Genomic DNA, 26,659 nt, shown 5'->3' on the forward strand with positions numbered 1-26,659 from the left:
CCTTGTGTCACTGAAGGCCCCTCCGTCCCCGGCCGGCTCCGGCCGGGGACGGAGCGGGCGCGCACCCCGGCCGGTGAGCCGCCGCGGCGGAATCGCCCGGCTCGGCCCGCTGCCCTGGATAGCGCCCGTCATCCTGCTGATCCTCGCCGTGGTCGTCTGGCCCGTCATCGAGCTGATCCGCACCTCGTTCCTCAACATCTCCATCGCCGGCAAGGTGCGCGGCAGCGCCGGGACCGACAAGTTCAAGAAGCTCTTCGAGGAGAGCGACTTCGGGGCCGTCCTGCTCTGGACCGTCGTGTGGACGCTCGTCGTCGTCACCGTCACGATGGTGCTCTCCCTGGCCCTCGCGCAGCTCTTCAACCAGAAGTTCCCCGGCCGCCGCATCACCCGCTGGGCGCTCATCGCCCCCTGGGCCGCCTCCGTCCTGATGACCGCCATCGGCTTCAAGTGGATGCTCAACCAGACCGCCGGCGTCCTCAACACCCTGATGCTCGACCTCGGCCTCATCGACAGCTCCAAGGACTGGCTGGGCAGACCGGAGACCGCCTGGCCCTGGATGATGGCCGTGGCCGTCTTCGTCTCCCTCCCCTTCACCACGTACACGCTGCTCGCCGGGCTCCAGACCATCCCCCAGGAGGTCTACGAGGCCTCGCGCATCGACGGGGCGGGGCCCTGGCAGACGTACCGCCACATCACGCTGCCGATGCTGCGGCCCGCCTTCCTCGTCGGCGTCGTCATCAACCTCATCAACGTCTTCAACTCCTTCCCGATCATCTGGGCCATGACCCAGGGCGGGCCGGGTTACGACACCTCCACGTCGATGGTGTTCATGTACAAGCTGAAGGAGACCGACATCGGTGAGTCCGCGGCCATGTCGGTCGTCAACTTCCTGATGGTCGTGGTGCTCGTGCTGATCTTCCTGAAGGTCAGCCGATGGAACGAGGAGGACTGATGGCCACGGCGACGGCGACCCGCCCCGCGCCCCCCGGACCCGGCGGGCGCGAGAAGCCCCGGCGTGCCTTCCGGCCCCGCACCCTGGTCATCACGGCCTGCGCCTGGCTCCTCGCGGCGGTCTTCCTCGCGCCGTACCTGGAGATGATCGTCACCGCCCTGCGCCCCAAGGAGGAGCTGCGGGACCGCACCTACCTGCCGCAGAACCTGGAGTGGGCGAACTTCATCGAGGTATGGAAGGAGTCCGATCTCGGCCAGAACCTCCAGGTCACCCTGCTGGTGTCGGGCGGCGCGACGCTCCTGGTCCTCCTGGTCTCCCTCCCGGCGGCGTACTACACGGCCCGCATGCGCTACCGGGGCCGCAAGCTCTTCCTGCTCCTGGTCCTGATCACCCAGATGTTCCAGCCCACGGCCCTGCTGGTCGGCCTCTACCGTGAGTTCCACCAGCTGGACATGCTGAACTCGGTCTGGACCCTGATCCTCACCAACGCGGCGTTCAACCTCGCCTTCGCGGTCTGGATCCTGACGGCGTACATCTCCTCCATCCCCCCGGAGCTGGAAGAGGCCGCCATGGTGGACGGCACCAGCCGCTTCGGCGCCATGATCAAGGTGACGCTGCCGCTGGCGCTGCCGGGCGTGGTCACGGCGGTGATCTTCACCTTCATCACGTCCTGGAACGAGTTCGTGATGGGCCTGACCCTCACCACGGAACCGGACAAGCAGCCGCTGACGGTCGGCATCAGCAACTTCATCGGCAACTACACGGTGCAGTGGAACTACCTCTTCGCCGCGTCGGTGGTCGCGATCATCCCGGTCGTCGTGCTGTTCGCCTTCATCGAGCGGCATGTGGTGTCGGGGCTCACGGCGGGGTCGGTGAAGTAGCTGGCGGGGTCGGTGAAGCGGCCCCCCAACAGCCGCCGCTCCGGCGAGAATCGAGACATGCAGATGCGAGAACAACTGGAGCGGGACATCCGGGAACTCTCCGACGAGGCCGCCGTGCGCGCCCTCGCGGCCGTGGTCGAGGAGCGGGGGCTCCTGCCCCGGGCCCACGCCGCCGACTGGGACGGCGGGGAGCTGGCCGAGACGCTGGAGAGCGAGGACGTCGCGGAGTACGTCGGGCCGGACCGGCCCGAGGCGACCGAGGGGGAACTGGCCCGCGCCACCCTGGAGTACGCGGCCTCCCAGGGCGAAGACCTGTCACGCACGGTCGGCGAGGCCGTCGACTACGCACGCTCGCCGATGCAGCGCTTCGACCCCGTCGGCCTCTCGGTCACCGTGCTCGTCGTCGTCCTCCTCCAGACCGAGGTCCGCGTGAGGCGGGACACGGAAGGGAAATGGAGCCTGACCATCCACAAGCGGGCCATGAAGGAGGCGGCGCTTGGCCGGGTCTTCACGGCGTTGCTTTCGCGGATCAGCGGGGGGAAGTAGGGGGACGGGATTCGGCGACCAGGTTCGGGGGGGCAGGCCCGGCCGCCGAGCCCGGCAACCCCCGGACCCGGCAGGCATATCTACGGAGGCAGGATGGCGGTCTCGGCGAGGGTGACCTACTCGTGGCGGTGCGAGGGGTGTGAGCGGGAGAGCGCGGCCGTCGTCTGGCGGGTCGTCGACGCTCGTGAGCGCGCCGATGCCCTGAGCGGGGAGAGCCCCGGCCTGGCGTGGGCGGACTGTTCCGGATGCGGCGCGCGGACGGCCATCGACGCGCCGCTGCTCGTCCTGCGACCGGGCGTGACGGCACCCCTGTTGCTCGCGCTCTCCCTCACGGAGCTCCGGTCGGGGGCCCTGCCGTCCGCGCCCGTCCTGCTCGACGAGGCCGGGCGGGCCGGAGCCTTCCGCGACACCGTCTTCCACGGGCAGGTGATCCCGCTGCCCCGCAGGCTGCTGCCGGTCGTCCTCACCCGTGACCTCGACCGGGACCTGGCCGACCCGGCGGCGGCCCGCGCCGAGCTGGCGCCGCAGGGGGAGCCGACGGCCGACAACTACGAGACCTTCCTGCACCACCTCGCACAGGACCGGGAGCAGACCGAGGTGAACGGCCTGCTGTACGCCGTACTGACCAGCCTCCCGGACCAGCTGAGAGAACTCCTGCGCACCCGACCGGAGTTGACCCGCGGCACAAAGGTGCGCGACGCCGGGCGCGCGGAACTGGAGGCGGCCGCGGGCGCCCCGTTCGAACCGGACCTGCGCCGGCGCCAGCGGCTCCTGGAAGACCTCAGCGACGGCCGCACCCCGCAGGAGGAGGCGCTCCAGCGCTACTTCGACTCCCTGAGCGCCCTCGGCGGCGACCTGCGGGAACGGCTGTACGCGCTGTACGAGACGGCCCGCACCGCCGAGGGAACCGCGTCCATCGCACCGGCCCGCGAGGCGCTGGCCCTCGCCGCCGACCTCGGCGAAGAGGAGCTGGAGACCGAGATCGCCGCCCTGCTCGGCGAGCGCCTGGTGGCCGCCGCCCACGCCGGGCCCGACGCCGACCTGTCCGAAGCGGTCACGCTTCTCGAACACGCCCTGGCCCGGCTCCCCGAAGGCAGCCTGGAGTGGGTGCACACGGCGAACAACCTCGCCAGCGCCCACTACGCGCGCGACGACGGCGACCGCCTGGAGGTCTGGGAGACCGCCCGCGACCTGCTCGCCCGCGCCGGCGAGCTCGACCGGCGCGCACACCCCGAGTTCTGGGCGCGCATCCAGACCAACTACGGCCTGCTCCTGTCGGAGCGGCCGGGCGGCGACGCCACGGACCTCGGCCTCGGCATCCGCCACATCAGGGCCGGTCTCGAAGAACGCTCCCCGGAGCGCTCCACCGTCAACTGGGCCTACTCCATGGTCAATCTCGGCCTGCTCCTCCAGCGCCGCGCCGAGCCGGACGACCTGGGCGAGGCCGAACGCTGCTACCGGGACACCCTGAGCCACCTCGCACCCGGCGACGACCCCGCCCTCTGGGCACAGGCCCAGTACAACCTCGCCGACCTGCTCCTCACCCGCGACCCCCCGGACCCGTACGGCGCACGGGCCGCCGCCTCGGCCGTGCTCGACCTGGCCACGGAGCACCCCGGCCTGCTCGACACCGGCCGCATCACCTGGCTGCTGGCCCGGTCCAGCGACCTCATCGACGGGCCGGACAGTGCCGAGAGCCTCCGCTTGCGCCGCGCGGCCCTGGCCGCCGTACCACCCGCCCTCGCGCCCTCCCTGCACCTCAGCATCGCCCGCGAGCTGGTCGACAGCTGCGCGGACGCGGGCCGTTGGGAAGAGGCGGCCGACATCGCGTCCGGCATGCTGACCGCCGTGAACGTGCTGTACGACGCCCAAGTGACCGTCGAGAGCCGCCGGGGCGTCCTGGTGCAGGTGGACCGGCTCGCCCGCTGGACCGCCTTCCTGCTGGCCCGCGCGGGCCGGCCCGAGCGCGCGGTGGAAGCGCTGGAACGCGGCCTCGCCTGCGAGCTCTCGGTGGTGGCGGGGCGGGGAGCGGCCGACCTCGCGGAACTCGACCGCGTCGACCCCGTCGTCGCCCGCCGTTACCGCGCCGCCCGGGCCCGCTACAGCGCCTGCGCCACGGAACCGACCGCGACGACACCCGGCGGCCCCGCCTCCGCGACGCGCGCACAGGCGGACGCCGAACGCGCCGTGCGCACGGTGGTCGAGGAGATCCGCGCCATCCCCGGCTTCGAGGACTTCCTGCGCACCACCGAACTGCGCGACATCGTCAAGGCCGCGGGCGGCAAACCGCTCGCGTACCTGGTCAACGCGCCCTGGGGCAGCTACGTCCTCGTGGTCACCGGCGCCGAACCCGCGGTGCGGGCCGTACACGTCCCCGAGGTCAGCAGCGTCACCCTGCTGCACCTCCTGGTCATCGACCCGGACGAGGGCACCACCGGCCTGTGGCTCGCGCAGTACGGCACGAGGCTGGCGTGGCGGCGCACCTTCCCCGCCACGCTGGAGCGGCTCACCGCCCTCGAACCCCTCATGCGCCCCCTCGCCGAGCTCCTCGCCGACGATCCGCGCAACGAGGCGGTCGTCGTCCCGACCGGCCTGCTCGGCCTCGTCCCGCTGCACGCCGTGCCGCTCGGCCCCGACCAGGTGGTCGACGACCTCGGCACCGTGACCCTCACCCCGTCCGCGGCCGTCCACGCCGTCTCCCGGGACCGCGCCGCTCGCCCGCCGCGCGCCGTGCCGCGTCTGGTGGCCGTCACCGACCCCGACGGCTCGCTCCCCGGCAGCCGTGGCGAACTCGCCGAGGTCCAGGCGCTGTTCGCGCCGCGCGGCGAGGTCAGCCGCGCGGTGGGGGAGGAGGCCACGGTGGGCTGGGTGCTCGACCACCTCGCCGAGGCGTCGTACCTGCATCTGAGCTGTCACGGCAGCGCGGGCTCCGACAGCCGGGGCGGCTCGCTCGTCCTCGCCGACGGCCACCTGGACATGGACACCCTCGTGCGGCACCAACTCCCGCTGTGCAGACTGGCGGTGGCAAGCGCATGCCAGTCGGGGCACTACGGAATCATCGAGACGCCCGATGAGTTCCAGGGCCTTCCTGCCGCCTTCCTCCAGGCGGGCGCCGCCTGCGCGGTGACCGGCCTGTGGCAGGTGGACGACATGGCCACCGCGTTCCTGATGACGCGCTTCTACGAATTCCTCTGCCAGGCCGAGGAACCGGTACCGGTACCGGCACTGCGCCGCGCGCGCCGCTGGTTGCGCCGCCTCACGTGGGAGGAGTTCGCGCGGTACACGGACACGCATCCGCACCTCGCGGACCTCGCGGACCGGTACGCCGCCCACGCGAGGGCGACGCAGGACCGCCCGTTCGCCTCACCGGTCCACTGGGCGGCGTTCACCGCGTGGGGCGTCTGAGGAGCGGACCTGATGTGCAGCTGGTCAGTGGCTCTGGCGCGGGCGGTGGGTGGCGTACTCGACTCCCCGCCCCGCCGCACGCGAGTGGGGTACTTTGACCTTCGACCAGGCACGGCAGACAGCGGGGGACGGCGTGAAGGCACTGGGCGACGGGGATCCAGCACGCATAGGGGCGTATCGGCTCCTGGGTGTGCTCGGCGAGGGCGGCATGGGCCGCGTGTACATGGGCCGGTCGGAGGGCGGACGCACGGTCGCGCTCAAGGTCGTGCGGAGTGAGATCGCCCAAGTCCCCGACTTCCGGCGGCGGTTCGCGCGCGAGGTGGATGCCGCGCGGCGTGTGGCCGGACCGTGGACCGCGGCCGTTCTCGACGCCGACGTCGAAGCGGCCGTCCCTTGGGTGGCCACTCAGTACATCCCGGGCCCGGATCTGCACACCGTGGTCGCACAGGACTTCGCCCCGCTCCCCGAGCGTTCCGTACGCTTCCTCGCCTGCCGCCTCGCCCTCGCCCTCCAGGCCGTACACGGCGGCGGGTTGATCCACCGCGACCTCAAACCGTCGAACATCCTGGTCACGGTCGACGGGCCGCGTGTCATCGACTTCGGGATCGCGCGGGCCCTCGACGCCCTGGACGCGACGGCCGCGGAACCGGCGATGACCCGCACGGGCATGGTCATCGGCTCACCCGGGTTCATGTCCCCCGAGCAGGCCCGCGGTCGCGAACTCACCCCGGCCAGCGATGTGTTCTGCCTCGGCTCCGTCCTCGTGTACGCGGCCACGGGGCGTCAGCCGTTCGGCGCGGGCGGAAACGGCGGGCTCGCCGCCCAGCTGTTCAGTGTGGCCGAGGATGAGCCGGACCTGAGCGGAGTGCCGTCTTCGCTGGTGGATCTCGTGCGGGACTGCCTGGCGAAGGACCCACGGCAGCGCCCCACCCCCGGCCAGATCGCCGAGCACACCGAGGACGGGTCGACCGAGCCCTGGCTACCCGGCGAGGTGCTCGCCCAACTGGCCCGCCGCACCGCCGAGTTGCTCGACTACGACCCGGCGCCGGCTGCCTTGGCCGCATCGCGGGCCCACCCGGCCACGGTTCGCACCCCCGGGCCGCCGCCCCCGTTCCCGACCATGCCCGCGCGGCCCCCTGCCGCACCGCCGCCGTCAGAGCCCGCACGGCGCCGCCGCCGTACGGCCGTCACGGCGGGGGCAGTGGCCGCGGCGATCGCCGCCGTCGGTGGGCTGGTCGCGCTCGAGCCGTGGGAAGACGGCGGCAGCGGCGGTGATGGAACGGCTGGAAAGGGAGAAACAGCCGACGAAGTCACCATGGCCACCGTCCCGAGCAAGTTCACGGGCACCTGGGAGGGGCAGCTCGCCAAGAAGGGCGCGATGAGGAGCGATCGCGTCGTACGGGTCGAGATCCTGCCCGGCGACGCCAAGATCTCCGTGCAGACCGTCGACTCCGAGCGTTTCTGCATCGTGGAATCCGCCCCCGTCAAGGTGAAGAAGGAGTTCTACGACCGGCTGGTGCTCGGCACGCCGAAGCTCAGGACCGGCGCACCCGCATCCGAGAAGGACGCGTGCGCGGGGCAGCGGATCGGCAGCTTCGTCGCGGAGGGTGCGGAGAAAAGCGAGGTGACGACGCTCAAGTGGGAGTTCGGCGACTACGCGGTCACGCTGTTCAAGAAGCCGAAGATCGCCGTCAAGCAGGAGGTGCCGGCAGTGTTCACGGGCCACTGGCGACTCAGGGAGGACGACAGCGGCTTCTCGCGAGACCGGAAGCTCCAGCTCCAGACGGTCACCATCGATCCGGGAAAGGTGCTCCTCACCAGCAAGGTCGCGGTCTCCCTGAAGGCCGGGAAGCCCGGTAAGGCCACCTGGTGCTACTACCAGGGCGGCGTGTTCTCGATCTCCGGCGAGAAGAAGGACTTCCTCTTCACCACGACCCTGGAGCCGGGGTCGCCCCGGGACGACTCCGCCGACACCGCCTGCCCGGCTTCCCTGCCTGCCCAGATGTACTCGATGGGGATCGACGAGAAGCACCTGGGGATGATCACCATGGGTTCCGAGGGAGTCGCCGCCGTCGGTTCCGGCGGCCTTCAGCGCGCCACACCCTGACCCGTCCCCGCCCTCCGCACAGCTCGGCCGGGCGGCGTTCACAGCTTGGAGCGCCTGGGGAGCGCGTGTCGGTCGCGTCGCGTCGGCCCGAGCGTGTAGCACCAGCCGGCCAGGCCGCTGACGGTGAACCTCACCGGGTACCGGACCTCTTCTTGCCTTCCGCGCAGCTCGGCTGGGGGGGGCGTTCACCGCGTGGGGCGCTTGAGGAGTGCGTGTCAGTTGCGCCGCGTCGGTCCGAGCGTGTCGAGGGAGTAGGAACGGACGGGGTCGTCGGCTGATTGGGGGGCGTCGACCCGCATCGTCGTGTAGCGCCCGCCCGCCAGGCCGCCGACGGTCACCGTCACCGGGTACCGGACTTCCCTGCCCTCCGCGCAGCTCGGCTCGCAGGTGACGTGCCAACCGCGCCCGGTGGCGCGGGCCGTGGGCTCGCCCCAGCCCGACCACGACAGGCCCAGGAGCCCAACCTTCCCGTCGCCGCAGGCGACCAGGAGCCGGTCCGGCCTGTCCAGCGCCTGCCCGCCGCAGTCGGCGATGGCGGCGGGCCGCGTGCTCGGCCTCGTCCCGACCCTGGGCGGAGGCTGCCGGGAGGGCTCGCGCACGGCCGAGGGCCCGGGGCCGGGCGCCGTCTCCTTCTCGACGGCCGGCGACGGCTCGGCGGTCGGCGACGGCTCGGCGGTCGGTTCCGGGGGGCGCGGCGCGGGCGTCCGCTGGACCGTCTCGGTCACCCGCTGCGGGCGGTCGACGGTCCGGGTGCCGTCCTCGCGCCATGGGTTCAGCGCGATGACGGCCGTGGCGGTCAGCGCGGCGACCGCGACGGCCGTCACCGCGAGCGCGGCGAACCCGCGCGCCGGGCCGGCGGGGCCACTCGCGCCGGGCGGCGCCCCCTCGACGGCGACCGCCGCCTCGTCGCGCTCTTCCCGCGGGCGACGCTCCAACTCCTCCCGGAGCCGGGCGATCTCGGCCTGCTGGGCCGCGATCAGCTCGTGCACCTCCGTGGGCCAGGGCCGCTCCCGCGACGTGATCCGGCCGATGTCCTCAAGGAGCTGGGCGGGCGTCGGACGCGCCCCGGGGTCCTTCGCGAGGCAGCGGGCGACGAGGGGGCGGACCCTCGGGGGCAGCCCGCCGAGGTCGGGCTCGGTGTGCACGATGTTGTACAGCGTCTGCGGCACGGAGGGTCCGACGAAGGGGCACGTTCCCGTGCACGCCATGACCAGCACCGTCCCCAGCGAGAACACGTCACTGGCCGGACCGAGCGGCCGCCCCTCGGCCTGCTCGGGGGACATGAAGCCGGGCGAGCCGACCAGACGTCCCGTATGCGTCAGGTCCGTGCCGGTGCCGGTGCCGGTGCCGGTCTCGTTCTCGGTCGCCCGGGCGATGCCGAAGTCGATCACGCGGGGCCCGTCGTCGGCGAGCAGCACGTTCGACGGCTTCAGGTCCCGGTGCACCAGCCCGGCCCGATGGATGTCGACCAGTGCCGAAGCGAGCCCCGCGGCCATGCGCAGGACCGCTTCCTCGGGCAGCGCGCCGACCGCGGCCACCGCCTGCTGCAACGAGGGCCCGGGCACGAACTCCGAGGTCAGCCACGGCTCTTCCGCGTCCGCGTCCGCGTCGATCACCGCCGACGTATGGGCTCCTGACACCTTGCGGGAGGCCGCCACCTCACGGCGGAAGCGGGCACGGAAACCGTCGTCCTCGACGAACTGCGTACGCACCTGCTTCAGCGCGACGAGGCGGCCGTCCGGATCGCTGCTCAGCAGGACCCGCCCCATGCCGCCCCGGCCGAGCTCCGCGATCGAGCGGTAGCGCCCGACCTCCACCGGATCGGTCCCTGTCAGTCGTCTCACCGTGTCCCCCTGCCCCCGTGTCCCCGTGTCCCCGCGTCTCCCGTATCCCGTGTCGGGGCGAGCCGTGCAACCGACGGGGCAGATCGTCTCGCGCGCCCCGCACCCGGACAAGAGGCCGGGCGGCATGCCGACATCTCTTGCACACGGTCACGCCCCGCCCCTCGCACGGGCCCACGGGGGTCCGCGAGGTCGGACAGGTCGCGGTGGCGGATTTCCCTCAACGACTTGACTGCGGCATCTCCTTCAGCAGAGTTTGGAGTTCACAACTTGTACATGGCCCGGTAGCCGTTTCCGGGACCGGCGTCGCGGGGGGCCTCGGGTCGTCCGTAAAGAGGGCAAAGGTGAGAGTCAATGGAGACTCCGGGGTCGCAGTCGTCTCTGCACCGGGCCAATCTTGAGCGGGTCGTACGCGCCGTACGCCTCGCCGGTTCGCTCACGCAGGCGGAGATCGCGAGGACGACGGGCCTGTCGGCGGCGACGGTCTCCAACATCGTGCGGGAGCTGAAGGACGGCGGCACCGTCGAGGTCACGCCCACCTCGGCGGGCGGCAGGCGGGCTCGCAGCGTCTCGCTCAGCGGGGACGCGGGCATCGTCATCGGCGTCGACTTCGGGCACACGCACTTGCGCGTGGCCGTCGGCAACCTCGCCCATCAGGTGCTCGCCGAGGAGGCCGAACCGCTGGACGTGGACGCGTCCGCCGCGCAGGGCTTCGACCGGGCCGAGCAGCTGGTCAGCCGCTTGATCGCGGCCACGGGAGTGGACCCGGCGAAGATCGCCGGAGTGGGGCTCGGCGTGCCGGGGCCCATCGACGTGGAGTCCGGGACGCTCGGCTCGACATCGATCCTGCCGGGCTGGACCGGGACGAAGCCCGCCGAGGAGCTGGGCGCCCGGCTCGGCGTGCCGGTGCACGTGGACAACGACGCCAACCTCGGCGCCCTGGGCGAGCTGGTCTGGGGGAGCGGCCGGGGGGTCAAGGACCTCGCGTACATCAAGGTGGCGAGCGGTGTCGGCGCCGGGCTGGTGATCAGCGGACGGATCTACCGGGGCCCCGGTGGCACGGCCGGGGAGATCGGGCACATCACGCTCGACGAGTCGGGCCCGGTCTGCCGCTGCGGCAACCGCGGCTGCCTGGAGACCTTCACCGCCGCCCGTTATGTCCTGCCGTTGCTCCAGTCCAGCCACGGCACCGACCTGACCATGGAGCGCGTGGTGGGTCTCGCGCGGGACGGCGACCCGGGGTGCCGACGGGTGATCGCCGACGTCGGGCGGCACATCGGCAGCGGCGTCGCGAACCTCTGCAACCTGCTCAACCCCTCCCGGGTGGTGCTCGGCGGGGACCTCGCGGAGGCCGGGGAACTGGTGCTCGGGCCCATCAGGGAGTCGGTCGGGCGGTACGCGATCCCGAGCGCCGCGCGCCAACTGTCCGTACTGCCCGGGGCACTTGGCGGACGGGCGGAGGTGCTGGGCGCGCTCGCCCTCGCGCTGAGCGAGATGGGCGATTCAACCCTTTTGGACGGGACGCTGCCCGCCGGGACGCCTGCCTTCACTTAGATAACGCATGGCACCGTTGTCATCTCGTTAAGGATTTACTCCTTGACGCTGGTGTGGCGGCCGAGTTGACTTCGAGCCACCTCGGCCGCAACGACGCGGCCTCGTCAGGGAGGCACCCCACCATGAACGCAATGACGCGTCGCGTCGTCATAGGCACGGCCGCGGTTTCGATGGCACTGGCCATGACCGCGTGCGGCAAGGCCGGCGACGGCGACGACAAGGGCAGCGGCGGCGACGACAAGACCATCGGTCTGCTGCTCCCCGAGAACAAGACCACCCGGTACGAGACCTTCGACCGCCCCATCATGGAGGCGAAGATCAAGGAACTCTGCTCGGACTGCAAGGTCAAGTACAACAACGCCGCTCAGGACATCGAGAACCAGAAGAAGCAGTTCGACGCCCTCGTCACCCAGGGCGTCAAGGTGATCATCCTGGACGCGGTCGACTACAAGTCGACGAAGTCGTGGGTCAAGCAGGCCGACAAGCAGGGCGTGAAGGTCGTGGCGTACGACCGCCTCGCCGAGGGCCCGCTCGCCGCCTACGTGTCCTACGACAACGAGAAGATCGGCCGCCTCCAGGGCGGGGCCATGGTCAAGGCGCTCGGCTCCGAGGCCAAGGACGCCAACGTCGTCATGATCAACGGCTCGCCGACCGACCCGAACGCCCCCTTCTTCAAGAAGGGCGCCCACTCGGTGCTCGACAAGAAGGTCAAGAAGATCGCGTACGAGCAGGACATCCCGGACTGGTCGCCCGACGAGGCGAACAAGAAGATGTCCTCCGCGATCGACAAGCTCGGCAAGGACGGCATCCAGGGCGTCTACGCCGCCAACGACGGCATGGCGGGCGGCGTGATCACCGCCCTCAAGCAGCGCGGCATCAAGGTCCCGGTCGGCGGCCAGGACGCCGAGCTCGCGGGCGTGCAGCGCCTGCTGAGCGGCGACCAGGACTACACGATCTACAAGGAGATCAAGCCGGAGGCCGAGACCACCGCCGAGATCGCCGTGGCGCTCCTCAAGGGCAAGGCCATCGAGCCCCTCACCGACCGCAAGGTCGACTCGCTCAGCGGCGACTTCAAGGGCATTCCGGCCAAGCTGTTCGACGCGCAGGCGATCACCAAGGACGAGATCGCCGACACGATCATCAAGGACAAGGTCTACAAGGTCAGCGAGATCTGCACCGCCCAGTACAAGAAGGCGTGCGACACCGCGGGCATCAAGTAACCCCCGCAACTCCCGCGGACGGCCGAGCCGTTCGCACCCCGTGGGTCCCGTGGGGCGTTCGTGAGAGCGCTCCACGGCCCGCTGCTCTGCTCTCGCTGTACCACCATCCCCGCCGGTCAGGCGGCGAAGGAGATGATTCACGTGTCCGCTACGCCCGTGCTGGCGTTGCGCGGGGTCTCCAAGCGGTTCGGCGCCGTCCAGGCGCTCACGGACGTAGACCTCGAAATCCACACCGGTGAGGTGGTCGCCCTGGTCGGCGACAACGGCGCCGGCAAGTCCACCCTCGTCAAGACGATCTCGGGCGTTCACCCGATCGACGACGGCACCATCGAGTGGGAGGGCCGCCCGGTCCGCATCGGCCGGCCGCACGACGCCCAGAACCTCGGCGTGGCCACCGTCTACCAGGACCTCGCGCTCTGCGACAACCTCGACGTCGTCGCCAACCTCTTCCTCGGCAGCGAGCTGAAGAGCGCTTCAGTCCTCGACGAGATCAAGATGGAGAAGCGGGCCAGGGAACTCCTGGACACCCTCTCCATCCGCATCCCCAGCGTCCGCATCCCGGTCGCGGCGCTCTCCGGCGGTCAGCGTCAGGTCGTCGCCATCGCCCGCGCGCTGGTCGGCGACCCCAAGGTCGTCATCCTCGACGAGCCCACCGCCGCCCTCGGCGTCGAGCAGACCGCGCAGGTCCTCGACCTGGTGGAGCGGCTGCGCGAGCGCGGCCACGGCGTGATCCTCATCAGCCACAACATGGCCGACGTGAAGGCCGTCGCGGACCGCGTGGCGGTGCTGCGGCTCGGCCGCAACAACGGCACGTTCTCCGTCGCCGACACCACCAACGAAGAGATCATCGCCGCGATCACCGGCGCCACGGACAACGCCGTGACCCGCCGCAAGGCGCGCACGGCCACGGCACCGAAGGAGGGAGCGAAGTGAGCGACCTCGCCAAGACCCCGACGAGCAAGAACACCGACGCCCCGGCCTCCGCGGCGCCCGTCCCCGCCGTCGACCCGCGCCTCCTCGTCCGCGAGGAGGGCCTGGCCGGGTACTGGACCGAGTTCAAGCGCAAGATGCGCGGCGGCGAGCTCGGCTCGCTGCCCGTCGTCATCGGCCTGATCGTCATCGCGGTCGTCTTCCAGCTGAAGAACGACCACTTCCTGGACGCGAGCAGCCTCGCGAACATCGCGGTCTTCACCTCCGGCCTCGGCATCATGGCCGTCGGCATCGTCTTCGTCCTGCTGCTCGGCGAGATCGACCTCTCGGTCGGCTCGGTGGCCGGCATGGGCGCGGCCGTCTGGGCCGTGCTGAGCGTCACCCACGGCCTGAACGACTGGCTCGCGGTCCTCCTCGCCGTCCTCACCGGCCTCGTCATCGGCGCCGTCCACGGAGCGTTTTTCGCCAAGATCGGCGTGCCCGCCTTCGTGGTCACCCTGGCGGGCTTCCTCGGCTGGAGCGGCCTCCAGATCTGGCTGATGGGCGGCGAGGGCAGCATCAACACGCCCGAGGGCAGTGTCGTCGAGGACCTCACCGGCCACTTCTTCGCGGACAAGGCCGCGGCGTACGGTCTCGCGGCCGTCGCGATCATCGCGTACGCCGCCTCCCTGCTGCTCGACAGCAAGCGCCGCAAGGCCGCCGGGCTGCCCTCGCGCCCGGTCAGCGAGATCGTGCTGCGCACGGTCGTCGTCGCGGTCCTCGCGGGCGGCGCGGCGTACGTCCTGAACGAGCCCGCCGGCGCCCGCGGCCTGCCGCTGGCCCTGGTGCTCTTCCTCGCCGTCCTGGTGATCGCGGACTTCGTGGCGCGCCGCACCACCTTCGGCCGGCAGGTCTTCGCGGTCGGCGGCAACGCGGAGGCGGCGCGGCGCGCCGGCATCAACGTGGACCGGGTCCGGATCACCGTCTTCGCCATCTCCGGCATGCTGGCGGCCTTCGGCGGACTGTTCATCGCGAGCCTCTCCGGTGGCGCGACGAAGAGCCTGGGCGGCGGCAACACGCTGATGATGGTGATCGCGGCGGCCGTCATCGGTGGTACGAGCCTCTTCGGCGGGCGCGGCAAGGTGTGGTCCGCGCTGCTCGGCATGCTGGTGATCCAGTCCATCCAGCAGGGGCTGAACCTGCTCGGCATGGCGAGTGAGATCCAGTACATGATCACGGGGGCGGTGCTGCTGGCCGCGGTGGTCATCGACTCCGTCTCGCGGCGGACGCAGAAGTCCGCGGGGCGCGCGTAGGCGCTCCGCTGGTCGGGCCGCTTTCGGCTGCGGGTTCGTCGTGGCTGGTCGCGCCCACGCGGCGGAGCCGCACATGTCACGGCCCCGCGCCCCTTACGGGGGCTTCCCCCCCCCGGCTGCTATCGGGGCTCTTCCCCGCGTCCCTGCTCAGGGGCGCGGGGTTTCCCTTGTCCGGGAAACCCGCCTCCCGGGCGCAGCGCCCGGTGGCGGAACATTAGACTCGACAGACCCGGCAACGCTCGAACAGCACATCTCAGCTCTACTGCAAGGAGGCACGGGTGCCGCTGCTGACCCGCATCACGGGACCGCGCGATCTGGACCGGCTCAGCCCCGAGGAGCTGGACGAGCTGGCCGGAGAGATCCGCGGCTTCCTCGTCGACGCAGTCTCCAAGACCGGCGGCCACCTCGGCCCCAACCTCGGCGTGGTCGAGCTGACCATCGCCCTGCACCGCGTCTTCGACTCCCCCAAGGACAAGGTCCTCTTCGACACGGGCCACCAGAGCTACGTCCACAAGCTGCTCACCGGCCGCCAGGACTTCGAGAGGCTGCGCGCCAAGGGCGGCATCTCCGGCTACCCCTCGCGGGCCGAGTCCGACCACGACGTGATCGAGAACAGCCACGCCTCCACGGTCCTCGGCTGGGCCGACGGCCTCGCCAAGGCCAATGAGGTGCGCGGCAAGGACGACCACGTCGTCGCCGTCATCGGTGACGGCGCGCTCACCGGCGGCATGGCCTGGGAGGCGCTGAACAACATCGCGGCCGCCAAGGACCGCCCACTGGTGATCGTCGTCAACGACAACGAGCGTTCCTACGCCCCCACGATCGGCGGTCTCGCCAACCACCTCGCCACGCTGCGCACGACGGACGGCTACGAGCGCTTCCTGGCCCGCGGCAAGGACATCCTGGAACGCACCCCGGTCGTCGGCAGGCCGCTCTACGAGACGCTGCACGGCGCCAAGAAGGGCCTGAAGGACTTCATCGCCCCGCAGGGCATGTTCGAGGACCTCGGCCTGAAGTACGTGGGCCCGATCGACGGCCACGACATCGAGGCCCTGGAGTCCGCCCTGACGCGCGCCAAGCGCTTCGGCGGCCCGGTCATCGTGCACTGCCTCACCGAGAAGGGCCGCGGCTACAAGCCAGCCGAGGAGGACGAGGCCGACCACTTCCACGGCATCGGCCCGATCCACCCCGACACCGGCCTGCCCATCGCCGCGGGCGGCATGGACTGGACGTCCGTCTTCGGCGAGGAGATGGTCAAGCTCGGCCACGAGCGCGAGGACATCGTCGCCATCACGGCGGCCATGCTCCAGCCCGTCGGCCTGGCCAAATTCGCCAAGGAGTTCCCCGACCGGGTCTACGACGTCGGCATCGCCGAGCAGCACGCGGCGGTCTCCGCGGCGGGCCTGGCCACCGGCGGCCTGCACCCCGTATTCGCGGTCTACGCCACCTTCCTCAACCGCGCCTTCGACCAGCTCCTGATGGACGTGGCCCTGCACAAGTGCGGTGTGACCTTCGTCCTGGACCGGGCGGGCGTCACCGGCACCGACGGCGCCTCGCACAACGGCATGTGGGACATGTCGATCCTCCAGTGCGTGCCGACGGTGCGGATCGCCGCCCCGCGCGACGCCGACCAGGTCCGCCTCCAGCTGCGCGAGGCCGTCGAGGTCGACGACGCGCCGACCGTCGTGCGCTACTCCAAGGGCGCGGTCGGCCCGGCCGTCAAGGCCGTCGGCACGGTCGGCGGCATGGACGTGCTGCGCGAGGCGGGCAGCGACCGGCCCGACGTGCTGCTGGTCTCCGTCGGCGCGCTCGCGCCCATGTGCCTGGAGATCGCGGGCCTGCTCGACAAGCAGGGCATCACCACGACCGTGGTCGACCCGCGCTGGGTCAAGCCGGTCGACGAGGCCATGGCGCCGCTCGCCGAGAAGCACCGCGTCGTCGTCACCGTCGAGGACAACTCCCGCGCCGGCGGCGTCGGTTCGGCGATCGCCCAGGCCCTGCGCGACGCGGGCGTCGACGTACCGCTGCGTGACTTCGGCATCCCGCCGCGCTTCCTCGACCACGCCTCCCGCAAGGAGATCATGGCCGAGATCGGTCTGACCGCGCCGGACATCGCCCGCCAGGTCACGGGTCTGGTCGCCAAGCTGGACGGCAGGTACGAGCGCGACACGGCCGCAGCCGTGGAGCCCGCCCGCGACTGACGTCGACCCGACACGGCCGATGGGCCGGTTCCGGCACCCTGTACGGGTGGTGGGACCGGCCCATTCGCGTGAATAGGGTCGTGCCGGACGGTGTGCGATACCTGGCCTCTCGATCATGTCGGGGACGACAAGCGTGGAGGCAAGCGTGGAGGTTCGCCCGTGACAAGCACCCTGTTCCGAACAAAGAGCGTCGAACAGTCCATCCAGGACACCGAGGAACCGGAGCACGCGCTCAAGAAGTCGCTCTCCGCCCTCGACCTCACCGTGTTCGGCGTCGGTGTCATCATCGGCACCGGCATCTTCGTCCTCACCGGAAAGGTGGCCAAGGAGACCGCGGGGCCCGCCACCGCGCTCGCCTTCGTCGCGGCGGGCGTCGTCTGCGCGCTCGCGGCCCTCTGCTACGCGGAGTTCGCCTCGACCGTGCCGGTGGCCGGGTCGGCGTACACCTTCTCCTACGCCTCACTGGGCGAGCTGCCCGCCTGGATCATCGGCTGGGACCTGGTGCTGGAATTCGCTCTCGGCACCGCCGTCGTCGCCGTCGGCTGGTCCGGCTACGTCCGCTCGCTGCTGGACAACGCGGGCTGGCATCTGCCGGAGACGCTCACCGGGCCCGACGCCGCCGAGGGCTTCGGCTTTGACATCCTCGCCTTCGCGCTGGTCCTCGTCCTCACCGTCATCCTCGTCCTCGGCATGAAGCTCTCCGCGCGCGTCACCACGGTCGTCGTGGCCATCAAGGTGGCCGTCGTCCTGATCGTCATCATCGCGGGCGCCTTCTTCATCAAGGCCGACAACTACAAGCCGTTCATCCCCAAGGCGCAGGAGGTGCCGCCGGGCGACAGCATCCAGTCGCCGCTGATCCAGCTGATGTTCGGGTACGCGCCCACCAACTTCGGCGTCCTCGGCATCTTCACGGCCGCCTCGGTCGTCTTCTTCGCCTTCATCGGCTTCGACATCGTGGCCACCGCCGCCGAGGAGACCAGGCTGCCGCAGCGCGACATGCCGCGCGGCATCCTCGGCTCCCTCCTCATCTGCACGCTCCTGTACGTCGCCGTGTCCATCGTCGTCACGGGCATGCAGCACTACAGCGAACTCTCCGTGGACGCCCCACTGGCCGACGCCTTCAAGGCCACCGGGCATCCCTTCTACGCGGGCATCATCAGCTTCGGCGCCGCCGTCGGCCTCACCACCGTCTGCATGATCCTGCTGCTCGGCCAGACCCGCGTCTTCTTCGCGATGAGCAGGGACGGGCTGCTGCCCCGGTTCTTCTCCCACGTCCACCCGAAGTACAAGACGCCGCACCGGCCGACCATCCTCCTCGGCGTGCTCATCGCGATCCTCGCGGGCTTCACCAGCCTCAACGAACTCGCCGAACTGGTGAACATCGGCACGCTCTTCGCCTTTGTCGTCGTCGCCCTGAGCGTCATCATCCTGCGCCGCACCCGCCCCGACCTGCCCCGAGCCTTCCGCACGCCGATGGTGCCCCTCGTGCCCATCCTCTCGGTGGCGGCCTCGGTGTGGCTGATGCTGAACCTGCCCGCCGAGACCTGGCTGCGGTTCGGCATCTGGATGGCGCTCGGCTTCGTCGTCTACTTCGTGTACGGGCGTTCGCACAGCCGGCTGGGCCGACGCGGGAAGCAGCTCCACGCCGACGACGCACGGTAGCCGCCGCCGTTCGGAAGGCATTTCTCACCGGCCCCGTATGTCCCGATCCGATCGGAACTGCGGGGCCGGATAGCGTGCACCGTATGCCCGCCGCGCCCGCCACCCCACTACGCTCCGTACGCGGCCTCCGGGTGCCGGGGCCGCGCAAGGAGCCCCTGACCGCCCCCCGGACCGGTTACTGGAGGCGCCTGCTCCCCCTGCTCGCGGCCCTGGCGTGCGTGACCCGACTGCCCTCTTTCCGGCTGCCGCTGTGGAACCCCGACGAGGGCTATCTCGCCGTCCAGGCACGGATATTGGCCGACGGCGGCGAGCTCTACGAGACGGTGGTCGACCGCAAGCCGCCGCTCGTCCCCTGGCTCTACGCCGGCGCCTTCGCGCTCTTCGGCGACTCCTCGCTCCTGCCCCTCAAGATCCTCGCCGTCGCCGCACAGCTCCTGACGGCGCTGCTCCTGGCCTCGCTGGCCCGGCGGCGCTGGGGCGACGGGGCGGGCCGCACGGCGGGCGTGCTGTACCTCCTGATCTCGATCGGCCTGAACCCCGAGGACGCCCAGGCGGCCACCTTCGAGGTCTTCATGCTGCCGTGCACGGCCGCCGCCATGTGGTGCGCGGACCGCCGCCGGTGGGGCACGGCGGGCGCGGCGGTGGCCTGCGCCTTCCTCGCCAAGCAGACCGGCGGGGCGGTGCTCCTGCCGGTGCTCTGGCTGCTGTGGCGCTCCGGGGCGCCCCGGAGCGGCGGCCCGCGCCTGGCGGCCGGACTGTGCGGGCCCGTCCTGGCCGCGGCCCTGCTGACCTCACCCTCGGGCTTCCTGTTCTGGACGGTGACGGGATCGGGTGCCTACGCCTCCTTCACCGGCTCCGAACTCCACGTCCTCGGGCGGGGCTTGGCGAACGCCGCGATTCTCGCCGCGGCCTGCGCGGGCCTCGCCCCGCCGGTCGTACGCGTCCTGCGTGTCGCCCGCACCGGGGCGGGGGAGCTGTGGCTGTGGCTCGCCTCGTCGGTGGCGGCGGTGCTGCTCGGCTTCCACTTCTTCGGCCACTACTACCTGCAACTCACGCCGCCGCTCGCGCTGTTGGGCACGGCGGCACTCCAGATCCTGCCGCGCGAGCGGACGGTCAGGGCGATCGTCACGTCGGGGTGCGCCTGCGCGGTGTTCCTGGCCTGGGGCCTGACCGCGCCGCGCCCCGAACTGGCCCACGCGACGCGCCTCGCGGAGACGGTGAGGGCACACACGCGGCCCGACGCGAAGGTGCTGTTCTGGGGCATACACCCGGAAGGCTACTGGCTGGCCGACCGCCCTCCCGCGAGCCGCTTCCTCACGGCGGGCCTGCTCACCAACTACAGCGGCGGCCGCAACGGCCCACAGGTGGGGGAGAAGTACGCGGTGGAGGGCGCCTGGGCGGCCTTCCGCGAGGAGTGGCACGCCCACCCCCCGACCCTGGTGATCGACGACTCCCGCGGCAAGCCGTACGCCCCCTCCAGGGTGCCGTCTCTGCGGAGGGCCTTGGCGGTGGGGTATGAGCCGGTGCTGTGGGTGGAGGGGGCGGTGGTGTACGCGAGAGCGGGCGGGGCGGCGCGGTGAGGTGCGGGGGCAAGGGGCCGGGGTGCGAGGTCGCCGCCGTGGCAGCAGCCTCCGTTGGGGGCGCGGGGAACTGCGCGCTCAGCCCGTCACGACTTGCGGCGGCCTGCGGTCCGGTCTTCGCAGACGCGTCTGCCTTCGGCGGCTGTGTGGCGGCTGCGGGTGGGTTCTGGGTTGCGCGCGCAGTTCCTCACGCCCCTGAGGGGGGTGCGAGGTCGCCGCCGTGGCAGCAGCCTCCGTTGGGGGCGCGGGGAACTGCGCGCTCAGCCCACGACGAGTCGCACGGGCCAGGAGTGCGGGCTCTGCGGACGCGTCTGCCTGTGGGGGCCTGCGTGGCGGCTGCGGGTGGGTTGTGGGTTGCGCGCGCAGTTCCCCGCGCCCCTGGCGGGGCGGGGGCGGACGGAGCCGCGCGCTACGGCCGCACCGTCCGCGGCCCCACGCACTCCGCCCCCGACTCCTCGACCCTGCGGCGCAGTTCACGGTCGGCCGTGATCACCACGCACGGGCGGTCCGCCGCCTCGGCGGCCACCTCCACGATGCGGTCGTCGCCGTCGGCGGGTGCGCTCTCGACGCGGACGCCGGGGATGGACTCGACGCCGCGCGCGGCGCCCTCGACGACGAGGACGACCTCCACCGGGCCCGGATGCCCGGCGATGCCCTCCTGCGCGTACGGGACGAGCCGGTCCCGTAGCCGCTCGGCGGCCCCGCGGCGGTCGTGCCACCAGCCGTCGGGCACGGAACCCACCACGTTCGCGGCGTCGACGACGACAAGAGTTCTCATACGGCAAACGTAAACTAATCGGCAGAACGCTGTGCGTATGCGCACGTGTACGTGGACGTGGAAGGGTGCCGCCGAGTCATGCCGTCGAGGACGAGGAACCTCAGCACCGGTGCCCCGGACACCGCCCGCTGGCTGCTGCGCGGCAAGGACGGCCGCCTCAGCGCGTACGCCCGCGCCGAGGACGGCCTGCTGCGCTGGACCGAGGCCAGGGCCGGCGGCCCCGAGTGGGACGGCCCCGACTTCTTCGAGGCGCCCGACCTGACGTACCTCACCCTCGCCCAGGGCGCCGACGGATACGTGCACTTCGTCGGCCGCAGGGAGCGGCGCGACGAGAAGGGCGAGGCCGTCGTCGACCTCGTGCACTCCGTGCAGTACCAGTCGGGGCGGCCGCTCATGGACTGGCGCTCCCTCGGCAACCCGCACACCAAGCTCGTGGAGCGCGCGCCGCGCCTCGGCGCGCCCGCCGCCGCCGTGGACGCCGCGGGCACGGTGCATGTCTTCGTGCGGGACGCCGTGAACAGCGTACGTATGCGCCGTGAGGGCAAGGGCGGCAAGTGGGAGGGCTGGAAGGACTTCAAGGTCCGCGAGGCCCTGGACGGCATCGCCGCCCTCGCCACCTCCACCGGCCGGGTCGAAGTCCTCGCACCCGGCGCCAAGGCCACCCTGCGCTGGGCGCAGGAGAAGCAGGGCGGCGAACTCACCCGCGCGGACGACATCCCGCTCGCCCCGGCCCCCGGCTCCGGCACCGCCCTGGAGACCGCCCCCGACCGCCTCACGTACTACGCCGCCGACGCGCTCGGCAGCGGCGTCCTCGCCCACCGCCCCGCGCTCGGCGGCCCCGCCATCCCCCTCGGCGGCGCCCCGGGCACCGGCCCCGTCGCGGCCCTGCGCACCGCCATAGACGGCCACGACTGCACGGTCCTCGCGCACCGCACGGCCGCCGGCCGCCCCGAACTGGCCGCGTTCCCCACCGAGGACGAGGAAGCGGGCCTGTGGTGGGCCGCGACGGGCGAACCGTGCCTGGGCGCCCCGGCGTTGGCGCTGGACGCGCGGGGCCGCGTCGTCATGGCGGCGATCGGCCTCGACGGCACCCTGCGCCTCGCGCGCCAGAAGGCGGAGCCGGGCCTCGCGCTGGAGGCGTGGACCCGGGTGTGACGTGAACGGACGACGGTGGGCCGTACGGGACGATTCCCGTACGGCCCACCGTCGTTGTGGTACCCGCTACGCCGGGACGCTCGCGACGCCCTGCGCCAGGAACCGCTTGCCGTTCACCCGCTCGCTGACACCCTCACGGTCCAGGTACGGCGTGATGCCGCCCAGGTGGAAGGGCCAGCCCGCGCCGGTGATCAGGCACAGGTCGATGTCCTGCGCCTCGGCGACGACACCCTCGTCGAGCATGAGCCCGATCTCCTGCGCCACCGCGTCGAGCACGCGGTCCCGCACCTGCTCCTCGGTCAGGACCTTGTCGCCCTGCTTCAGGAGCGCGGCGACCTCCGGGTCCAGCTCCGGCTTCCCGGAGTCGTACACGTAGAAGCCGCGCTTGCCCGCCTTCACGACGGCGGCGAGGTTCGGGGAGACGGTGAAGCGCTCCGGGAAGGCGCGGTTCAGGGTCTCGGAGACGTGCAGGCCGATGGCCGGGCCGACCAGCTCAAGGAGAACCAGCGGCGACATCGGCAGACCGAGCGGCTCGACGGCCTTCTCGGCGACGGCGACCGGGGTGCCCTCGTCGATGACGTTCTGGATCTCGCCCATGAAGCGCGTCAGGATGCGGTTCACGACGAACGCCGGGGCGTCCTTCACGAGCACCGCGGTCTTCTTCAGCTTCTTGGCGACACCGAAGGCCGTGGCCAGCGACGCGTCGTCCGTCTGCTCGCCGCGCACGATCTCCAGGAGCGGCAGGATCGCGACCGGGTTGAAGAAGTGGAAGCCGACGACCCGCTCGGGGTGCTTCAGCTTCGACGCCATCTCGGTGACCGACAGCGAGGAGGTGTTCGTGGCGAGGATCGCGTGCGCCGGGGCGACCGCCTCGACCTCGGCGAACACCTGCTGCTTGACGCCGATCTCCTCGAAGACGGCCTCGATGATGAAGTCGGCGTCGGAGAAGCCCTCGGCCTTGTCCAGGACACCGGAGACCAGCGCCTTCAGGCGGTTGGCCTTGTCCTGGTTGATGCGGCCCTTGCCGAGCAGCTTGTCGATCTCGGCCTGGACGTAGCCCACACCCTTGTCGACGCGCTCCTGGTCGATGTCGGTCAGCACGACCGGCACCTCAAGGCGGCGCAGGAAGAGCAGCGCCAGCTGCGAGGCCATCAGACCGGCACCGACGACGCCGACCTTGGTGACCGGGCGCGCCAGGTTCTTGTCCGGGGCGCCCGCGGGGCGCTTGGCACGCTTCTGCACGAGGTTGAACGAGTAGATGCCCGCGCGCAGTTCACCGCCCATGATGAGGTCGGCGAGCGCGACGTCCTCGGCGTCGAAGCCCTGCTGGAGGTCGCCGTCCTTGGCGGCCGCGATGATCTCCAGGGCGCGGTAGGCGGCCGGAGCGGCGCCGTGCACCTTGGAGTCAGCGATGGCACGGCCGCGCGCGACGGCGGCATCCCAGCCCTCGCCGCGGTCGATCTCGGGCCGGACGACCTCGACCGAGCCGTTGAGGACGGAGGCCGTCCAGATCAGCGACTGCTCCAGGAAGTCCGCGCCCTCGAACATCGCGTCGGCGATGCCGAGCTCGAAGACCTGCTTGCCCTTGAGCTGGCGGTTCTGGTTGAGCGAGTTCTCGATGATGACCGTGACCGCGCGGTCCGCGCCGATGAGGTTCGGCAGCAGCGCGCAGCCGCCCCAGCCGGGCACCAGGCCGAGGAAGACCTCGGGCAGCGAGAAGGCGGGCAGCGCCTTGGAGACGGTGCGGTAGGAGCAGTGCAGACCGACCTCGACGCCACCGCCCATCGCGGCGCCGTTGTAGTACGCGAAGGTCGGCACGGCGAGGCCCGAGAGCCGCTTGAAGACCTCGTGGCCGCCCTTGCCGATGGCGAGCGCGTCCTCGTGGTGCTTGAGCAGCTCCACACCCTTGAGGTCGGCGCCGACGGCGAAGATGAACGGCTTGCCGGTGATGCCGACACCGACGATGGAGCCCTCGGCGGCCTCCTTCTCGACCTGGTCGATCGCCGTGTTCAGGTTGGCGAGGGACTGCGGGCCGAAGGTGGTCGGCTTGGTGTGGTCGAAGCCGTTGTCCAGCGTGATGAGCGCGAAGCGGCCCGCACCCTGGGGGAGGTCGAGGTGGCGTACGTGCGCCTGCGTGACGACCTCGTCCGGGAACAGCTCGGCCGCACCCTTCAGAAGCTCGGTGGTCGTGGTGCTCACTTGTCGCCTCCGGCGTCCTTGTGGTTCGGGTTCTCCCAGATGACCGTCGCGCCCATGCCGAAGCCGACGCACATGGTCGTGAGGCCGTACCGCACCTCGGGCTGCTCCTCGAACTGCCGCGCCAGCTGCGTCATCAGGCGTACGCCGGAGGAGGCGAGCGGGTGGCCGAAGGCGATGGCGCCGCCGTACTGGTTGACGCGCGCGTCGTCGTCCGCGATGCCGTAGTGCTCGAGGAAGGCGAGCACCTGCACGGCGAAGGCCTCGTTGATCTCGAAGAGACCGATGTCGGAGATGGACAGGCCCGCCTTGGCGAGCGCCTTCTCCGTGGCCGGGATCGGGCCGTAGCCCATGACCTCCGGCTCGACGCCCGCGAAGGCGTACGAGACGAGGCGCATCTTGACCGGGAGGTTGTTCTCCCGCGCGAACTCCTCGGAGGCGATGAGGGAGGCGGTGGCGCCGTCGTTGAGACCGGCGGCGTTACCGGCCGTGACGCGGCCGTGCGTACGGAACGGCGTCTTCAGCCCCGCGAGGTTCTCCAGCGTCGTGCCCGGGCGCATCGGCTCGTCGGCGGTGGCGAGGCCCCAGCCGGTCTCACCGGCCTCCGCGTTGGTACGGCGTACGGAGATCGGCACCAGGTCCGCCTGGATCTTGCCGTCGGCGTACGCCTTGGCGGCCTTCTCCTGCGAGCGCACCGCGTACTCGTCGGCGCGCAGCTTGGTGATGCTCGGGTAGCGGTCGTGCAGGTTCTCGGCGGTCATGCCCATGAACAGCGCGGACTCGTCCACGAGCTTCTCGCTCACGAACCGCGGGTTGGGGTCGACGCCCTCACCCATGGGGTGGCGGCCCATGTGCTCGACACCACCGGCGACGGCGATGTCGTACGCGCCGAACGCCACGCTGCCCGCGACCGAGGTCACGGCGGTGAGGGCACCGGCGCACATGCGGTCGATGGAGTAGCCGGGCACGGACTGCGGCAGCCCGGCGAGGATGCCGGCGGTGCGGCCGATCGTCAGACCCTGGTCGCCGATCTGCGTGGTCGCCGCGATGGCGACCTCGTCGATCTTGGCGGGGTCGAGGTCCGGGTTGCGGCGCAGCAGCTCCCGGATGGCCTTCACGACGAGGTCATCGGCACGGGTCTCGTGGTAGATGCCCTTCGGACCCGCCTTGCCGAACGGGGTGCGGACGCCGTCCACGAAGACGACGTCCCTGACGGTACGAGGCACGATGGCTCTCCTCCAGGGTGCGGTTGCGCCACGCCTGCGGCGCGCTTCCTGGGGCCATGCTACTTGTCGGTAACTATGTGGCCAAGAGCTGCCCGGTACCGCCTCTGCGAGGCGAAGGTCACACTGGTTCCGGTCCGCTCGCGGGCGGCTCCGGCAGCCAGTCGCGAGCCGGGTCGTACTCCAGCCAGCGGCTGCGCCCTCCCTCCTCCGCGCAGGCGGTGACGAGCCCCTTCAGCCCCGGGTGCTCGTCCCCGGAACGCCACAGCAGCGACCACGCGTACAGGGGTGTCGGATCGATCAACGGGACGGAGCGCAGCCCCGGGACCCGCGGCAAGGGCACATCGGCGGGCATCAGCGAGAAGCGGTCCGGCTCGCGCGCCACCTCGGCGAGAAAGTGGGCGAGCCCCAGATTGACGCTCGTCGCCGTGTGCCGGACGCCGAACCGCACGGCGAACCGGTGGAGGAAGTCGAGCCGGTCCAGCGGGCCCGGCGCCCACAGCACGCCGCCGCTCAACCGGTCGGGCCGCAGCGCCGGTTCGGCCGCGAGCGGATGGTCGGCACTCAGTACGGCGTCCACAGGTTCGAGGCGGATCAGACGGTGGGCGAGACCGGCGGGCAGCGGCGGGTGGACCCGGCCGAACGCCGCGTCGACGTCGCCGTTCAGCAGCGCCTTCGCCACTGACGGCAGATCGCGCCCGTGCCCCGACACCAGCTCCCCGGCCCGCCCGGCCACCCGGGCCAGCGTGCGCATCGGCGCGTAGAGGTGGCCCCAGGTGTCCACGTGCAGCGGACGATCCGCGCCGGACACCGCCGCGACCGCGGCGTCGGCGGCGGCCACGCTCCGCCGGGCCGGTCCGAGAAAGCGCCGCCCGGCCCCGGTGAGGCGCACCCCGCTGCCGCCGCGCAGGAGCAGTCGGGTGCCGAGCAGCGCTTCGAGCCGGGCGATCCTCTTGGACAGCGCCTGCTGCGAGATCGCGAGCGTCCCGGCGGCCCGCCCGAAGTGCAGTTCCTCGGCGGTGCGCACGAAGGCACGCACCTGCGCGACATCAAGATCCACGGCGCTCACCATAAGCGACAACCAACAGTTGTGGGTGATGCTCGTCCGTTGTTGGCTCTCCGGACGGCCGCGACGG

At 71.5% G+C, this 26,659-nt stretch carries 18 protein-coding genes; 13 read left to right on the plus strand and 5 right to left on the minus strand.

Going from position 1 to position 26,659, the window contains the following annotated elements:
• The first annotated feature begins 4 nt into the window (after nucleotides 1–4).
• The 5 genes from ACF062_RS08060 to ACF062_RS08080 all read left to right on the plus strand — a co-directional run bounded on the left by ACF062_RS08060 (nucleotide 5) and on the right by ACF062_RS08080 (nucleotide 7,891).
• Nucleotides 5–952 carry a carbohydrate ABC transporter permease gene (locus ACF062_RS08060; protein ID WP_392136937.1) on the plus strand — a complete coding sequence of 316 codons (948 nt, stop codon included), beginning with the start codon at nucleotides 5–7 and terminating at the stop codon, nucleotides 950–952.
• Complete coding sequence (locus tag ACF062_RS08065) at nucleotides 952–1,833, plus strand: carbohydrate ABC transporter permease (protein ID WP_392136938.1); 882 nt, start codon at nucleotides 952–954, stop codon at nucleotides 1,831–1,833. Before ACF062_RS08060 ends, ACF062_RS08065 begins: the two co-directional genes overlap by 1 nt.
• Before the next feature lie 57 nt (nucleotides 1,834–1,890).
• Nucleotides 1,891–2,379 (plus strand): hypothetical protein, encoded by a 489-nt coding sequence (locus ACF062_RS08070; RefSeq protein ID WP_392136939.1) that lies wholly within the window; start codon nucleotides 1,891–1,893, stop codon nucleotides 2,377–2,379.
• 93 nt (nucleotides 2,380–2,472) lie between these two features.
• Complete coding sequence (locus ACF062_RS08075; protein ID WP_392136940.1) at nucleotides 2,473–5,784, plus strand: CHAT domain-containing protein; 3,312 nt, start codon at nucleotides 2,473–2,475, stop codon at nucleotides 5,782–5,784.
• Between the two features lie 133 nt (nucleotides 5,785–5,917).
• The gene (locus ACF062_RS08080; protein WP_392136941.1) at nucleotides 5,918–7,891 is read left to right on the plus strand and encodes a serine/threonine-protein kinase; all 1,974 of its coding nucleotides are present in this window, start codon (nucleotides 5,918–5,920) and stop codon (nucleotides 7,889–7,891) included.
• Between the two features lie 215 nt (nucleotides 7,892–8,106).
• Here ACF062_RS08080 and ACF062_RS08085 read toward each other — a convergent pair whose 3' ends face one another.
• A complete protein-coding gene (locus ACF062_RS08085) occupies nucleotides 8,107–9,735 on the minus strand; it encodes a protein kinase (RefSeq protein WP_392136942.1) in 1,629 nt (542 codons plus the stop codon).
• Between the two features lie 351 nt (nucleotides 9,736–10,086).
• Between ACF062_RS08085 and ACF062_RS08090 the strand changes: the two genes are divergently transcribed.
• The 7 genes from ACF062_RS08090 to ACF062_RS08120 all read left to right on the plus strand — a co-directional run bounded on the left by ACF062_RS08090 (nucleotide 10,087) and on the right by ACF062_RS08120 (nucleotide 20,171).
• Nucleotides 10,087–11,286, plus strand: coding sequence for an ROK family transcriptional regulator (locus tag ACF062_RS08090; RefSeq protein WP_356572064.1), 1,200 nt, complete (start codon nucleotides 10,087–10,089; stop codon nucleotides 11,284–11,286).
• Nucleotides 11,287–11,408: 122 nt separating this feature from the next.
• Nucleotides 11,409–12,506, plus strand: coding sequence for a sugar ABC transporter substrate-binding protein (locus ACF062_RS08095; protein WP_392136943.1), 1,098 nt, complete (start codon nucleotides 11,409–11,411; stop codon nucleotides 12,504–12,506).
• Nucleotides 12,507–12,638: 132 nt separating this feature from the next.
• Nucleotides 12,639–13,439 carry an ATP-binding cassette domain-containing protein gene (locus tag ACF062_RS08100; protein ID WP_127911846.1) on the plus strand — a complete coding sequence of 267 codons (801 nt, stop codon included), beginning with the start codon at nucleotides 12,639–12,641 and terminating at the stop codon, nucleotides 13,437–13,439.
• Entirely contained in the window at nucleotides 13,436–14,728 is a 1,293-nt protein-coding gene (locus tag ACF062_RS08105; RefSeq protein ID WP_320589641.1) for a sugar ABC transporter permease, read from the plus strand. The genes ACF062_RS08100 and ACF062_RS08105 overlap by 4 nt, the downstream gene beginning before the upstream one ends.
• 278 nt (nucleotides 14,729–15,006) lie before the next feature.
• Nucleotides 15,007–16,929 carry a 1-deoxy-D-xylulose-5-phosphate synthase gene (dxs, locus tag ACF062_RS08110; protein WP_392136944.1) on the plus strand — a complete coding sequence of 641 codons (1,923 nt, stop codon included), beginning with the start codon at nucleotides 15,007–15,009 and terminating at the stop codon, nucleotides 16,927–16,929.
• A gap of 159 nt (nucleotides 16,930–17,088) precedes the next feature.
• Complete coding sequence (locus ACF062_RS08115; protein WP_392136945.1) at nucleotides 17,089–18,591, plus strand: amino acid permease; 1,503 nt, start codon at nucleotides 17,089–17,091, stop codon at nucleotides 18,589–18,591.
• An 83-nt stretch (nucleotides 18,592–18,674) separates the two neighbouring features.
• Complete coding sequence (locus tag ACF062_RS08120; protein ID WP_392136946.1) at nucleotides 18,675–20,171, plus strand: ArnT family glycosyltransferase; 1,497 nt, start codon at nucleotides 18,675–18,677, stop codon at nucleotides 20,169–20,171.
• Nucleotides 20,172–20,580: 409 nt separating this feature from the next.
• Here the strand turns inward: ACF062_RS08120 and ACF062_RS08125 are convergent, their stop codons facing one another.
• On the minus strand, nucleotides 20,581–20,949 hold the full coding sequence (locus tag ACF062_RS08125; protein WP_392136947.1) for an NTP pyrophosphohydrolase: 369 nt from the start codon (nucleotides 20,947–20,949) through the stop codon (nucleotides 20,581–20,583).
• A 78-nt stretch (nucleotides 20,950–21,027) separates the two neighbouring features.
• On the opposite strand from ACF062_RS08125, the gene ACF062_RS08130 reads away from it, so the two are divergent.
• The gene (locus tag ACF062_RS08130; protein ID WP_392136948.1) at nucleotides 21,028–22,104 is read left to right on the plus strand and encodes a hypothetical protein; all 1,077 of its coding nucleotides are present in this window, start codon (nucleotides 21,028–21,030) and stop codon (nucleotides 22,102–22,104) included.
• 66 nt (nucleotides 22,105–22,170) lie between these two features.
• Here the strand turns inward: ACF062_RS08130 and ACF062_RS08135 are convergent, their stop codons facing one another.
• The 3 genes from ACF062_RS08135 to ACF062_RS08145 form a co-directional block, all read right to left on the minus strand.
• Entirely contained in the window at nucleotides 22,171–24,303 is a 2,133-nt protein-coding gene (locus ACF062_RS08135) for a 3-hydroxyacyl-CoA dehydrogenase NAD-binding domain-containing protein (RefSeq protein ID WP_392136949.1), read from the minus strand.
• A complete protein-coding gene (locus tag ACF062_RS08140) occupies nucleotides 24,300–25,526 on the minus strand; it encodes an acetyl-CoA C-acyltransferase (protein WP_127912307.1) in 1,227 nt (408 codons plus the stop codon). The genes ACF062_RS08135 and ACF062_RS08140 overlap by 4 nt, the downstream gene beginning before the upstream one ends.
• A gap of 118 nt (nucleotides 25,527–25,644) precedes the next feature.
• Nucleotides 25,645–26,583 (minus strand): LysR family transcriptional regulator, encoded by a 939-nt coding sequence (locus ACF062_RS08145; RefSeq protein ID WP_392136950.1) that lies wholly within the window; start codon nucleotides 26,581–26,583, stop codon nucleotides 25,645–25,647.
• Nucleotides 26,584–26,659 lie beyond the last annotated feature (76 nt).

Source organism: Streptomyces sp. NPDC015345 (genome assembly GCF_043078805.1).
Taxonomy (GTDB): Bacteria; Actinomycetota; Actinomycetes; order Streptomycetales; family Streptomycetaceae; genus Streptomyces.

What these genes read in the sequence shown, in the direction of transcription:
- ACF062_RS08065 (WP_392136938.1), top strand. Translation starts at nt 952, where the DNA reads ATGGCCACGGCGACGGCGACCCGCCCCGCGCCCCCCGGACCCGGCGGG.
- ACF062_RS08075 (WP_392136940.1), top strand. Translation starts at nt 2,473, where the DNA reads ATGGCGGTCTCGGCGAGGGTGACCTACTCGTGGCGGTGCGAGGGGTGT.
- ACF062_RS08095 (WP_392136943.1), top strand. Translation starts at nt 11,409, where the DNA reads ATGAACGCAATGACGCGTCGCGTCGTCATAGGCACGGCCGCGGTTTCG.
- ACF062_RS08100 (WP_127911846.1), top strand. Translation starts at nt 12,639, where the DNA reads ATGATTCACGTGTCCGCTACGCCCGTGCTGGCGTTGCGCGGGGTCTCC.
- ACF062_RS08090 (WP_356572064.1), top strand. Translation starts at nt 10,087, where the DNA reads ATGGAGACTCCGGGGTCGCAGTCGTCTCTGCACCGGGCCAATCTTGAG.
- ACF062_RS08070 (WP_392136939.1), top strand. Translation starts at nt 1,891, where the DNA reads ATGCAGATGCGAGAACAACTGGAGCGGGACATCCGGGAACTCTCCGAC.
- ACF062_RS08130 (WP_392136948.1), top strand. Translation starts at nt 21,028, where the DNA reads ATGCCGTCGAGGACGAGGAACCTCAGCACCGGTGCCCCGGACACCGCC.
- ACF062_RS08120 (WP_392136946.1), top strand. Translation starts at nt 18,675, where the DNA reads ATGCCCGCCGCGCCCGCCACCCCACTACGCTCCGTACGCGGCCTCCGG.
- ACF062_RS08125 (WP_392136947.1), bottom strand. Translation starts at nt 20,949, where the DNA reads ATGAGAACTCTTGTCGTCGTCGACGCCGCGAACGTGGTGGGTTCCGTG.